The following is a 12,753-nucleotide window of genomic DNA, read 5'->3' on the forward strand; positions in this document are numbered from 1 at the left end:
ACAAAATTAATCCAACTCGTTCATTTTGTTCTGTATAAGTAGAGAAGAGAAGTTTCAGTATGTTAGAATAAGTGTACTGATTATTTTTAAAAGGAGCAGACAATGAAGAAGAAGGAATTATACATGACCCTTTTTCGCTCGACATTTTTCTTGAGCATGTTTACTTTTGGTGGTGGCTATGTCATTGTGCCATTAATGGAAAAGAAATTTGTAGACGAACTAGGTTGGATTGATGAAAATGAAATGCTGGATTTAATAGCTGTCGGGCAATCTTCCCCGGGACCTATCGCAGTGAACACCTCTTTATTGGTGGGATACCGTATGGCTGGTGTCACAGGAGCGCTTATAACTGTACTGGGAACAATCATTCCCCCATTAGTCATTATGACTATTATCTCATATGTTTATATTGCAGTGAGAGACAATGCTATTGTCAATAATGTTCTTTTAGGGATGCAGGCAGGGGTAGCGGCTATCATTGTGAACGTTGTGTACGATATGGCTAAGCGAGTCGTCATGCAAAAGCAAGTCATCCCTATTATAGTGATGATTATCGCTTTAATAGCTGGAATAGTTTTCCAGGTGAATGTGTTGTGGCTCCTATTGTTCTCAGCTTTAGTTGGAGCGGCTACGACGATTTGGAACCTTAAGATGAAAGATAAGGAGGACATGAATTGATTTATTTAGAATTATTCCTCAGTTTCTTTCAGATTGGCTTATTTAGTTTCGGTGGAGGGTACGCAGCTTTGCCTCTCATTGAACAAGAACTGATTCACGTTCAAGGCTGGATAACCAATCAGCAATTTATTGACATTTTAACGTTATCTGAAATGACACCCGGTCCCATTGCCATAAACGCGGCTACTTTTTCAGGCAACCAGGTAGCGGGAATTTTCGGCGGAGTTATAGCCACTATAGGGGTGACCATGCCTTCGGTTATTATCGTTCTGACTTTAGCTTATTTTTTCTTTAAATACCAAAGTTTGACTATGGTCCAAGGCATTATTCAAGGGGTGCGACCAGCCGTCGTTTCTTTAATCGCTGCTGCTGGGGTCACTATTTTTATGACAGCCATGTTTGGACACAGTGATTGGCCAGTCGCATTTAGTGAAATAAACTGGATATCGGTTAGTTTGTTTGCTATTGGCATATTCATTATGCGAAAATTTAAAGCCAGTCCCATACAAGTGATGGTTATGACCGGTGTGGTTGGCGGAATTGTATACAGTATTATATAAATGACAGGATAAGGCTGGTCGTAGATGTGTATCTTTTGAATAAAGCACATTTAAGGCCAGCATTCTGTTATGATATAATTATCATATTATAAGAGAGTAGGCGTACTATGTTTGAGATTAAAGAAGATTTTTATTGGAATGGAAAATCCATAAAAATTATATCAGGCTCCATCCATTATTTCCGAGTGGTTCCTGAATACTGGGAAGACAGATTACAAAAATTAAAAGCCATGGGTTGTAACACCGTAGAAACCTATGTCCCATGGAATTTCCATGAACCAAAAGAAGGCACGTTTCACTTTGAAGGACAACATGATATCAAACGCTTTATTGAAATTGCAAACGCTTTAGATTTGTTCGTTATTGTTAGACCCTCTCCTTACATTTGTGCGGAGTGGGAGTTCGGTGGTTTACCGAGTTGGTTACTAAAGGACCGAAATATGAAACTGCGTACCGCTTATCCTCCATTTATGGAAAAAGTGAAAAACTATTTCGAGCGCTTATTTAAAGAACTCGTTCCTTTACAATTTACCCAGGGCGGTCCCATTATCATGATGCAAGTTGAAAATGAATACGGGAGCTATGGCGCAGATAAAGAATACATGAACCAGGTAATGGACTTAATGCTTGAAAATGGGGTGGATGTTCCGCTCGTCACAAGTGACGGATCATGGAGCGATATGCTGGTAAACGGAACGGTTGTAGACAGAGCCTTGCCTACAGTAAACTTTGGTTCCAAGCCAAAAGAACATTTCGACATACTGAAAAACTTTGTAGATAGACCCATTCCACTCATGGTCATGGAGTACTGGATAGGCTGGTTCTCTGCCTGGGGCAACGACGAGTACAAGCAAACAGACAGTGCCTCGCAAGCTGAGGATTTGAGAGATATTTTAACGATGGGACATGTCAACTTCTATATGTTCCACGGTGGGACTCATTTCGGCTTTAATAACGGCTCAAACTACTATGATGCTTTTTCACCGGATATAACGTCTTACGATTATGATGCTCCTTTATCTGAATGGGGAGACGTGACTGAAAAATACCGTGTCTTTAGAGACGTTATATCTGACTTTGTGGAAGGTCCTCTTCCTGAATTACCAGAACCAGTTAAAAAAGCGAATTATGGAACCGTTACAGTTAAAAATAGAACCTCTCTATTCGATAATTTAACGCAACTCGCTCGTCCTGTAACCACACCTTATCCTTTGACGATGGAAGACTTGGATCAGGATACGGGGTATATTTTATACCAACACGATTTGGGCGGAAAACGTGATGTGACTCTACAACTGATTAATGGAAATGACAGAACAAAAGGCTACATTAATAGAGAACCGGTCTTCACTCAGTACGATAAAGAAGTAGGTAGCCCGATAGAAACTCAACTAAAAGAAGAATCCAATGAATTGATGCTTTTAGTCGAGAATATGGGACGCATTAACTACGGTCCTCGTATTCCAGATCAACGCAAAGGCATTGAGAACCTTCATGTCAATAGTGGGTTCAGAAGTGAGTGGACCCATTATCCTCTTCCGTTAGATAATATTGAACAGGTAGATTTTTCTCGAGAATTCAGAGAAAACGAACCGAGCTTCAGTCAGTTTGAACTTAACGTGGATGAAGCCAATGATACATTCATTGATATGAGCGGTTGGGGGAAAGGGGCAGTCTTCATTAACGGCTTTAATCTTGGTCGATATTGGGAAGTCGGACCGCAGTATAAGTTATATATTCCAGCACCGTTACTCAAAGAAGGTATCAACGACATTGTTATTTTTGAGACAGAAGGAAAAGTTAAAGAAGAGATTACATTCACAGATGAACCGCCATACGTGAGATAAAAGGAGAGGGACTGTTTAGGATGGCTGCTGAAAAAGGGGTCAAGTTGTTTACGTTGCTGGAGATGTGTCAAAAGAAGAGGATGTGGATCAAATAGTGACTAAAGCCATTGAGTCTTTTGGTGGCTTTGATACATGGGTGAATAATGCTTCTGTTGCTCTCTATGGGCATGCCGAAGATATTCCTATAGAGGAAGCCAGACAGTTATTCGATATTAATTTCTGGGGTGCTGTGTATGGTATGAAAAAAGCAGTCGCCCATTTTAAAGACAGAGGCGAACCCGGTGTGGTCATCAACATAGGAAGTGTAGCCGGAAACCGTACCTTCCCTGTCCAGTCCTTTTACTCAGCATCTAAATTTGCTTTGCATGGATTGACAGATGGGATGCGAATGGAATTAGAAAAATCAGGAGCTCCTGTTGTTATTTCTCAAATACACCCGGCTCGAGTGGACACGCCATATACAAATCATGCGACGAGCTACATCGATCGCCATCCTACACATAAAGGAATGGTCTATCCACCGGAAAGTGTAGCGGAAGCCATATTATTCGTTGCCGAAAATCCTAAACGGGATGTCTACGTGGGAACCCAATCCAAATATTTTTCCGTGATGGGTAGAGTATTTCCGAGACTCATCGACAGATATATGGAATGGGACACCTACTCGACTAACTTTGATGAAAGAAGATCAGCGAAAAGCCCCGAAGAAGGGAACCTATACCGCTCAAGAAACGGACTGATGGAAAGAGGAAATAATTTAGGCTGGCACCGACCAGAGAGCTTGATGGTAAAAGCCAAGAAAAAACCAGGTCTTACTACAGTCATTCTAGCTGGTTCAGCACTTGGTCTATTCAAACTAATGAAGAAAAAATAAATCAACCAACAGAAAAGAGTCCTTTGATTAAATCTCAGAGGACTCTTTTGCATTGTTATATTATATTAGTTACGCACATCTTCAACTTGTTTCAGTTTTTCCATGTCATCATCAGATATAGTAAATTCTAATGTTTTGTTTTCAATAATGCGCTCTTCGTGAGTCGATTTTGGAAGAGGAAGAGTATCTCTTTGCAGACAGTATTGAATGAGTAACTGAGCAGGTGTGGCCTCGTACTTATCCGCAATCTCTTTAATAACTGGATCGTCAAGTAGTTGACCTGTTGCTAAAGGAGAGTACGCTTCAACCAAAATGTTGTGCTCTTTACAAAAAGCCAATAAGTCTTCTTGGTCACGCCCGGCGTAGAATACAATCTGGTTGACCATTGGAACGGTGTCACAGTTATCTAATAGAGCCTGAATGTCAGAAATCTCGAAATTAGATACACCGATGCTTCTAATTTTACCGTCATTATAGAGTTTCTCCATCGCTTTCCAGGATTGGATATTGCCTTCGGTGTGATCTGTTCCTTTTTGATCCCATGGCCAAGGCGCATGAATTAAATACAAATCTAAGTAATCCACTCCTAAGTTCGTGATGGTTTCCTCAAAAGCATCTAAAGTTTCTTGGTACCCTTTTATTTGGGCAGGGAGTTTACTTGTGATAAACACCTCTTCACGCGGCAAATCGAAATCTTTAATGGCTTTCCCTACATTTTCTTCGTTGCCATAAGCTAAAGCTGTATCAATATGAGTGTAGCCATTTTTTAAAGCAATGGTTACAGAATCATAGGCTTCTTCGTTAGGGATTTGCCATGTTCCAAAACCGATGGCTGGGATGGTTACTCCGTTGTGCATTGTAAATGTATCTTGTGTCATTAAACATTCCTCCTAAATAGTTCTACGTACAGTTTACAACAAGTTTTATGAAAATGCTTCCTTTTTATCAAGTAAACGAAAAAAAGCGCCCGACTGGACGCTTATGGTTTATTATTTTATTGTTGAGCTCCCATTCCACCATCCACACGGTATTGAGAACCAATAATATAACGACTCTCATCAGAGGCCAGGAAAATAGCCAGATTAGCAATATCTTCAGATTCAGCGTATTCTCCTAAAGGAATGGTTCCTTCCAACTGTTTCTGAGCGTCATCTGACATATCTTTTTCTAGTCCTTCTTCAACCTCTTCAATCATATCCGTTCCAACAGGTGAAGGGTGAATAGAGTTAACACGAATGGATTTTTCTGCATTTTCTAAGGCAGCTGTTTTCGTCAGTCCCACGACAGCATGTTTGGAAGCCGAGTAAGGGGACAAGCCCGGAGATCCTCTTAGTCCATCGACAGAAGAGGTATTGATGATACTTCCACTTCCTTGTTCACGCATGACCTTTAAGACATGTTTGAGGCCAAGGAAAACCCCATTCACATTAATAGCCATAACTTGCTGGAAGTTTTCAAGTTCTTGTTCGTGCATCATATTGACGTCTCCGATGACACCGGCATTATTGAAGAACACATCTATGGATCCAAAGGTTTCTTTTGCTTTTTGGACATAATGTTTAACATCATCTTCTTTTGAGACATCCGCTTCAACAATGAGCACCTTGTCATCTTGGTTCAACTCTTTTTTGACTTCTTCTAAAGCCTCTTTATCAATATCAACTAATACGACTTTTGCCCCTTCATTCAAAGCCTTCTTAGCTGTCACTTTTCCAATTCCGCCACTGCCACCTGTAATTACTACTGTTTTATCCTTTAATTTTCCCATTAATGAGCCTCCTAAAATATCGATTTCTTATTTCTACCCTAACAGTCGGACAATACCCATTTCAAATGATAGGCACGACTAATTGAAATGGGTTTCTCTTGCAGTGGATAGGAGGACTTTGCTACAATTGAAATGAATAAAATAAATTAAGGAGTGGTCAAATGCAGAAGTACATTTTTACATCACCTAGTCGGTATATACAAGGAAATGGAGTCATTCAGGAACTCGGAACAGAAGTCGAAGCCATCGCAAAGAAATCTCTTTTACTAGCTGACGAAGTGGTTTGGGATATCACTCAGGATTCTATTGAAAGTAGTTTTAAAGATTCAGACAGTGACTATTATTACGAACAGTTTGAAGGGGAAGCGTCAAATAAGGAGATAGAACGACTGGTTGACTTAGGGAAAGAACAAGATGCAGAAGCTGTTATTGGTGTAGGAGGCGGAAAAACCTTAGACACGGCTAAGGCGGTCGCAGATGGTCTGGGTGTACCCGTTATTATCGTTCCGACGACGGCTTCAACCGATGCCCCTACTAGTGCTTTATCCGTTATCTATTCAGATGATGGGGTATTTGAAGGATACAAATTCTATGATAAAAACCCAGATCTGGTGTTAGTAGATACAGGCATTGTGGTCAATGCACCAGCTGAGCTCTTTGCTTCTGGAATGGCAGATGCTATGGCGACACTAATAGAGGTTAAGGCAGCAATGAAAAGAAATGCGGATACGATGGCGGGAGGTAAAACAACCTTTGCCGCCCGTGCCATTGCGGAAATGGCGGAAGAAGTCTTGTTTACTCATGGGTTGGCCGCTTATCGTTCAGTTCAAGAGAAGCTCGTCACACCTCACGTGGATGCTGTCGTAGAAGCAAACACCTTATTGTCGGGGTTAGGTTTTGAAAATGGGGGACTAGCAGCCGCACATGCCATTCATAATGGCTTTACGGCCTTAGATGGAGATATTCATGACCTGTCACACGGCCAAAAAGTAGCGTATGGGACGCTCGTCCAACTCGTGTTAGAAAGAAAGCCGGAAGAAGAGATTAAAAAATACATTGATTTCTTCAAAGCGATTGGCATGCCTACTACATTGGCAGATATGCATTTAGAAGATAAATCTTTTGATGACTTAGTTGAAGTAGGAAAATTAGCTACGGATGAAGAAGAGACCTTACAGAATTTAGATCCGGAAATTACAGCAGAAGAAGTCGCATATGCTATTTTAGCTGTCAATGAGCTTAACTAATTAGGTAGATTATAAAGAAGCCACCCTCCTGAAAAAAGAGAGTGGCTTCTTATTATTTTTTAGAAAATGCTTTATTTAAGGCGGTGATTCTCTTTTTGACATACTTTCTTGCGAGCTCGCTCTGTGTCTTCGTGTCATACCCATGGACACCTTTTTCCACGACATACGTTTCCACTTCGCTGCCTGCCTCTTTTAATTTTTCAGCATACTCCAGCCCTTCGTCTCTTAAAGGGTCAAACTCATTTACTTCGACGTAAGCATCTGGAAGCCTCTCAAATGATTCAGCTTCCATAGGAGAGGCATATTTCTGATTCGTTTCACTGTCTTTTCTGACATATAAAGACCACATCATCTCATTTAGTTTGCTGTTCCATAGAGGCGTTTTGTCAAACTCCTCCATAGAGGGAGACTCCATTCTTGCGTCAGTGACAGGATAGACCAGCATCTGGAAACAAAAAGGTTTATCCTTACGGTCACGTCTGAGTAAAGTAACGCCCGCAGCGAGTGTACCCCCTGCGCTATCTCCACCAATGGCAATTTTATCCGGATTGATTTTCAAATAATCCGTATGAGAAAACACCCAGTTGACGGCTAAGTCAGAATCCTTTAGGGGAGTTGGGAAAGGGTACTGAGGAGTTATTCTATAATGGACATTGACAACCACAGCCCCCGTTTTGACTGCATATTCAGCTGTTAATTTCCTGTGATGAGGGGCTTCTTCCATAAAAAAGCCACCCCCATGAAAATAGATGAGACAAGGTGCAGGAGCCTGAAGGTTTTTAGGAGTTAAAATAGTCAGGATAATAGCTTCTCCGTCAGGAGTACTTAATTTAATATCTTTTTTACGCACCGTTTTAGGTGTAGAGACCGATTTTTTGAGTAAATACAGTGAGGTATTAATCAATGGAACTACAAAGGGACTAGGGGGTAAGGTAAAGAATTTTGTATATTTAAACTGTTCATAAATAGAGTGTTTTTTTCTCATAGTAGCTCCTCAATTCGTTCATTTCTCTAAGAATAACTATCTTTCTTCTTTAATACAACTATTTGCTTTAAGAAAAACGAAATGATTGATTTGTTTAGTGGATTCTTTGTATTCTAAAGACAGAATAAGTGAAAGGAGACAAATCATGCGATTAAAAGATAAAGTAGCCTTAGTCATAGGTGGAACATCTGGAATAGGAGAAGCAACAGCCAAGGCTTATGCCAAAGAAGGTGCCAAAGTCGGTGTGTCTGGAAGAGATGAAGAAGATGGAAACCGTATTGTGGAAGAAATTAAAGAAGCAGGGGGAGAAGCCCTTTTTCTTAAACTAGATGTTACGCAGTTTTCTGAAGTGAAAGATGTTTTAAACAGATTAATTAAAACGTATGGCACACTGGACATCCTGTATAACGGTGCCGGCATTCATGACGACTATCAAAATGCTTTGGAGCTTGATGAAGAGACATACGATCAGTTAATGGCAGTTAATCTTAAAGGCCCTTATTTATCTGTAAAAGCGGCTTTACCGACTTTCCTAGAAAAAGGAAAAGGCACCATAATAAATGTGGGGTCTCAAGGGAGCTTTGTAGCAGGACCGGGTGGCTCGGCTTATGTGACTTCAAAGCATGCTCTAGAAGGCTTTACAAAACAACTTGCTTTTGATTTCGGAGAAAAAGGTATTAAAGCTAACTTACTTGCTCCAGGTTATGTAGAAACACCCATGACAGAGGGATCAGAAGAAGAACGATTAAAGGATATACCTGCCAAACGAGCTGCTAAACCAGAAGAGATAGCTAAACTTGCGGTATTTTTAGCTTCGGATGAATCCGATTATATGCATGGGTCATCGGTCTTAATGGATGGTGGATGGAACATCGGTAGATAACGACAAACAACGAGGCTTTTCGCCTTGTTGTTTTTTCGTAAAAATCACTTTTTATTAATAGAGCTTCATCCCTTCATCTGATTTTTAAGGCAGTCAAAAGAAGGAATGGAGAACAAGGGCTTTCTTCAGTTAATTTTGAAAAGAGTAATGATGCGAAAAATAACCATTTTATAAAGAATGACATAATGCTCACTAAAACACATAATATGCAAAATGTATTTTAAAAGGTCTTTATTTTAGTTTTAAGATATGTTAAACTATTCACATATAGAAGGTAAGGAGACTAAAGCATGAAAAAGGTTATGTGTGCATTACGTTTTATTTTTAGAAATGGAGAAACATGGACAGTTGACCGTGACCATATTGGAGATTTGTGGATTAAACAAGTAACAACTAGTTTTGGAAGATTAAATAATGAGTTTCAAGAGATACACCCGTGTGAGTCGATGAAAATCGAAATCTTTCATGAGGCCGATCATGTTAAATCGAATGATATTAATAAGGGTGGATTAGAAGCAGGCATGTTTGCAAGAGTGAAACAATTCCAGGATATTGAAATGATGGATATATTATATCGCGATCAATTAATAGGAGAGAAAAAGCTGTCTGTATCAAAGGACCGTATTTATTTTCCGTATAAAGCTCTGGATACTGATGGGCACGACAATGACTATCAAAGCTCTGTAGTAAGTGAAAATAAGCTGTATATAGTCATCGATCCAGAAAAAACAGTAGAAGATACTTATTCTGAAATAGTATCTACTCATTCTTGATGTGTTCCCTTACCTCAGCCAGATGGATAACCCCCATCTGGCTGTTTTTTTATAATCTCTTTTAAACCTGTCTGTTAAAAATTTGTCAGACTCCCTCTATTCATTTCTTTTAAATTGTAATTTTCATTGGATGTGGTTACAATTAATAGAAACGTAGAAAGGATGACAGCTGTGAGTTCAGAAAAATATGCTCAATCTTTTACCTTCCCTAGTGGAGTAAAAGTTAAAAATAGATTCATGATGGCTCCGATGACAACGAAAATGAGTTTCTATGATGGGGTCATTACATCGGATGAATTGAGGTACTACTATATTAGAAGCAAAGAAGCAGGAGCGATTATAACAGCCGCTGCAAATGTATCCGATAATGGAAAAGGATGGGAAGGAGAGCTGGGAGTTTCTAATGATTTACATATTCCCGGGTTAGCTCAATTAGCTTCTGCTATTCAAATCAATGGTACAAAAGCTATTTTACAACTGTATCACGGGGGACGAATGACTCACTCTTCGATTTTAAGAGGAGAGCGTCCAGTTGCGCCTAGTGCGGTTAAAGCTGAAAGACCGACAGCTGAAGAACCAAGAGCTTTAGAAGAAGAAGAGATTTATCAAATAATTGAAGACTTTAAAGCTGGGACCATTAGAGCTATCCAAGCAGGGTTTGATGGGGTTGAAATACATGGAGCAAACACTTACTTGATCCAGCAGTTTTTCTCTCCTCATTCAAATAGACGAGACGATATATGGGGTGGAAGTGTTGAAAATCGCTACCGCTTTATAGACTTGTTGGTAGATGGGATTATTGAAACCGTTAAAGAAGAAGCAGAAGAGCCTTTTCTCATAGGTTACCGTTTTTCACCAGAAGAATACGAAACACCTGGCATTCGATTTAACGAGACCCTGTATTTAATGGATCAGTTAGCGTCTAAAGAATTGGATTACCTTCACATGTCTCTAGGAAAATACAACCAGGTCTCTCGTTTGGAAGACTATCAGGAAAAAAGTATGCAGGAATATGTCTATGAGACAATCGATGGACGGGTCCCCTTTGTTTCAGTCGGAGATATCCGGGATTCAAAAGATGCTAAAGAAGCGATTAAATCCAGTGATTTCTTAGCTCTAGGACGTGTAATGCTTGCTGATCCGCATTGGGTTGGAAAAGTATTAAATAATAAAGATAAATGGATTCGCCAGACTGTTTCAGAAGAAGAAAGAGAAGAATTGGTGTTAACCAACGGAGTATGGGGTTTTATGAAAAATATGATGAGTGACCGCTTAAAATAAAACAGGTGCAGATTGGAGTACCGTGAATGAAAAAGATTTACCAGAAGTTCAAACAATTTATAGATTATTTCCTTTATGGTATTCTCACAACCGTTATAAGCATCGGATTGTTTACCATTCTACATGAAGTGGCTGGTTTATACTATCTGCTCTCTAATGCCATAGCCATAGCGGCTGCTATTCTCTTTTCATATGTCGTAAATAAAAAGTTTGTTTTCAAAACCCATTTGAGTACAAAAAAGGCATCATTCCAGGAGTTTTCATATTTTGTCGTTTCACGCTTAACTTCAGCCGGTTTGGATATGCTGCTCCTTTTCCTGTTTGTTCGTTTTATTCAGTTAAACGCAACGGTTTCAAAAGTATTCGTTGAAGTATTTATTGCATCAACCAATTACTTAGTCAGTAAATGGTTTATCTTCAAAAAAGAGGATTAAAAGGAAGGGATTTTAAAATGAAAGCATTGATCAATATCGATTATACCAATGACTTCGTGGCAGATGATGGCGCATTGACAAGTGGAAAACCGGGGCAGGCTATACATGATAAGATAGTGGAACTGACAAAAGCTTTTCATCAATCGGGAGATTTTGTTGTGTTTGCCATTGATAAGCATGTGGAAGGGGATACTTATCACCCTGAAAGCAAAGTGTTTCCTCCGCATAATATTGATGGCACGGAAGGACGACTGTTATATGGAGATTTAGAAGAGGTGTATCAGTCCATAAAAGAAGATAGGCATGTCTATTATACGGATAAAACACGATTTAGTGCTTTTCAGGGAACGGATTTAGAACTTAAGTTAAGAGAGAGAAACATTAGTGAGTTACATTTAGTGGGAGTCGTAACGGATATTTGTATTCTTCACACAGCTGTAGAAGCCTTCAATAAAGGATTTAATGTAGTAGTCCATAAAGAAGGGGTCGCAAGCTTTAATGAAGCAGGTCATGAATGGGCCTTATCTCACTTCACTGATACTTTAGGATTTGAAGTGCGATAATTAGTTATAAATAAAAAACTCGATCCGCATTCAGATTTAAATAAGTGACGAGATAGTCAAACTTTATTTAAATCAAGAATGAAGAATCGGGTTTTCTTATGCAAATTGAACATATAAAGTTAAATCAAAGGGTTCGAAGCCTTCAATAACTTGATTGATGGAAGGGTTGAACTCTTTATATGGTCCTCCTGTGACATAGGCAAAGGACATCATAACAGTAGACTCTAAATGGTGAACCATTTCACTATAATACTTATCCGGAAGATTTCCTAAAAATTTCCCAGCTACGAACACACCAAATGTTTTCTCGGGTTTATGAACCATCTCAACATTTTGAGTACGGTAACTTTCATATTGATAAATCTTACCGTGGTAAGTTTCGATGTCTTTATCTTTTTTTCCAGCATAAGTTCGTTTAGAGTAATCTTTTTTAATGATTATTTCTACAATGTCATTAATGATTGATTGATCTGTCGTAATGTCTTTAGCATTGAGACGAAATTTATGTTTTATTGTCAATGGTCGTGCATCGACATTTCGATTTGAGGTATTGAGTTTCAGAAAATAGTCTGATCGATTTAACTTCTTATTTATGAAGTGCTTAACATCTTCATATAGACTCAAGGAACATCCTCCTTTTTTGAGTATCGTCTAAAAAAACTTCTCTTGTTTCAACACTCTAAATGATAACGAAAAAATGACACGGATTCAACTGTTTCTACTTCGAATGATTAAAATCAAAAATAACTCCTAATTTTAAAAAACACAAAATAGTGTGCGTATACTATGATATGGTTAGGGTGTCAAAACCTAACCGGTTTACTACTTTTCCTTGTTAACAGTGCGATTTTGCCCGCTCT

Annotated in this window: 13 protein-coding genes and 1 pseudogene; 10 read left to right on the top strand and 4 right to left on the bottom strand. The window is 39.2% G+C overall.

Going from position 1 to position 12,753, the window contains the following annotated elements:
• Positions 1-102 precede the first annotated feature (102 nt).
• The 4 genes and pseudogenes from ABDZ53_RS08020 to ABDZ53_RS08035 all read left to right on the top strand — a co-directional run.
• Complete coding sequence (locus ABDZ53_RS08020) at positions 103-678, top strand: chromate transporter (protein WP_343755349.1); 576 nt, start codon at positions 103-105, stop codon at positions 676-678.
• On the top strand, positions 675-1,238 hold the full coding sequence (locus ABDZ53_RS08025) for a chromate transporter (protein WP_343755351.1): 564 nt from the start codon (positions 675-677) through the stop codon (positions 1,236-1,238). Before ABDZ53_RS08020 ends, ABDZ53_RS08025 begins: the two co-directional genes overlap by 4 nt.
• A gap of 107 nt (positions 1,239-1,345) precedes the next feature.
• On the top strand, positions 1,346-3,085 hold the full coding sequence (locus ABDZ53_RS08030) for a glycoside hydrolase family 35 protein (protein ID WP_343755352.1): 1,740 nt from the start codon (positions 1,346-1,348) through the stop codon (positions 3,083-3,085).
• A 49-nt stretch (positions 3,086-3,134) separates the two neighbouring features.
• A pseudogene (locus tag ABDZ53_RS08035) lies at positions 3,135-3,959 on the top strand (SDR family NAD(P)-dependent oxidoreductase); the annotation flags it as partial.
• A gap of 65 nt (positions 3,960-4,024) precedes the next feature.
• Here the strand turns inward: ABDZ53_RS08035 and ABDZ53_RS08040 are convergent.
• Both ABDZ53_RS08040 and ABDZ53_RS08045 read right to left on the bottom strand, forming a co-directional pair.
• Positions 4,025-4,837, bottom strand: coding sequence for an aldo/keto reductase (locus ABDZ53_RS08040; protein ID WP_343755353.1), 813 nt, complete (start codon positions 4,835-4,837; stop codon positions 4,025-4,027).
• A 116-nt stretch (positions 4,838-4,953) separates the two neighbouring features.
• On the bottom strand, positions 4,954-5,727 hold the full coding sequence (locus tag ABDZ53_RS08045; protein ID WP_343755354.1) for an SDR family NAD(P)-dependent oxidoreductase: 774 nt from the start codon (positions 5,725-5,727) through the stop codon (positions 4,954-4,956).
• 161 nt (positions 5,728-5,888) lie between these two features.
• Here ABDZ53_RS08045 and ABDZ53_RS08050 point away from each other — a divergent pair, with 161 nt between their 5' ends.
• Positions 5,889-6,974, top strand: coding sequence for a glycerol dehydrogenase (locus tag ABDZ53_RS08050; RefSeq protein WP_343755355.1), 1,086 nt, complete (start codon positions 5,889-5,891; stop codon positions 6,972-6,974).
• Between the two features lie 52 nt (positions 6,975-7,026).
• On the opposite strand, the gene ABDZ53_RS08055 is transcribed toward ABDZ53_RS08050, so the two are convergent.
• Positions 7,027-7,959, bottom strand: coding sequence for an alpha/beta hydrolase (locus tag ABDZ53_RS08055; protein ID WP_343755357.1), 933 nt, complete (start codon positions 7,957-7,959; stop codon positions 7,027-7,029).
• Between the two features lie 145 nt (positions 7,960-8,104).
• Here ABDZ53_RS08055 and ABDZ53_RS08060 point away from each other — a divergent pair, with 145 nt between their 5' ends.
• From ABDZ53_RS08060 to ABDZ53_RS08080, 5 genes are all read left to right on the top strand, one after another.
• Positions 8,105-8,842, top strand: a complete 738-nt coding sequence (locus ABDZ53_RS08060) for an SDR family NAD(P)-dependent oxidoreductase (protein WP_343755359.1) — start codon at positions 8,105-8,107, stop codon at positions 8,840-8,842.
• A 290-nt stretch (positions 8,843-9,132) separates the two neighbouring features.
• Positions 9,133-9,615, top strand: a complete 483-nt coding sequence (locus ABDZ53_RS08065) for a hypothetical protein (protein WP_343755361.1) — start codon at positions 9,133-9,135, stop codon at positions 9,613-9,615.
• Positions 9,616-9,786: 171 nt separating this feature from the next.
• Positions 9,787-10,896 carry an NADH-dependent flavin oxidoreductase gene (locus ABDZ53_RS08070; protein WP_425541690.1) on the top strand — a complete coding sequence of 370 codons (1,110 nt, stop codon included), beginning with the start codon at positions 9,787-9,789 and terminating at the stop codon, positions 10,894-10,896.
• Between the two features lie 26 nt (positions 10,897-10,922).
• Positions 10,923-11,330: a GtrA family protein gene (locus ABDZ53_RS08075; protein ID WP_343755365.1), complete on the top strand. Its 408-nt coding sequence runs from the start codon at positions 10,923-10,925 to the stop codon at positions 11,328-11,330.
• 17 nt (positions 11,331-11,347) lie between these two features.
• Complete coding sequence (locus tag ABDZ53_RS08080) at positions 11,348-11,893, top strand: cysteine hydrolase family protein (RefSeq protein ID WP_343755367.1); 546 nt, start codon at positions 11,348-11,350, stop codon at positions 11,891-11,893.
• Between the two features lie 96 nt (positions 11,894-11,989).
• Here the strand turns inward: ABDZ53_RS08080 and ABDZ53_RS08085 are convergent, their stop codons facing one another.
• A complete protein-coding gene (locus ABDZ53_RS08085) occupies positions 11,990-12,517 on the bottom strand; it encodes a hypothetical protein (RefSeq protein ID WP_343755369.1) in 528 nt (175 codons plus the stop codon).
• Positions 12,518-12,753 lie beyond the last annotated feature (236 nt).

It is taken from the genome of Alkalibacterium iburiense (assembly GCF_039521845.1).
Lineage (GTDB): Bacteria > Bacillota > Bacilli > Lactobacillales > Carnobacteriaceae_A > Alkalibacterium > Alkalibacterium iburiense.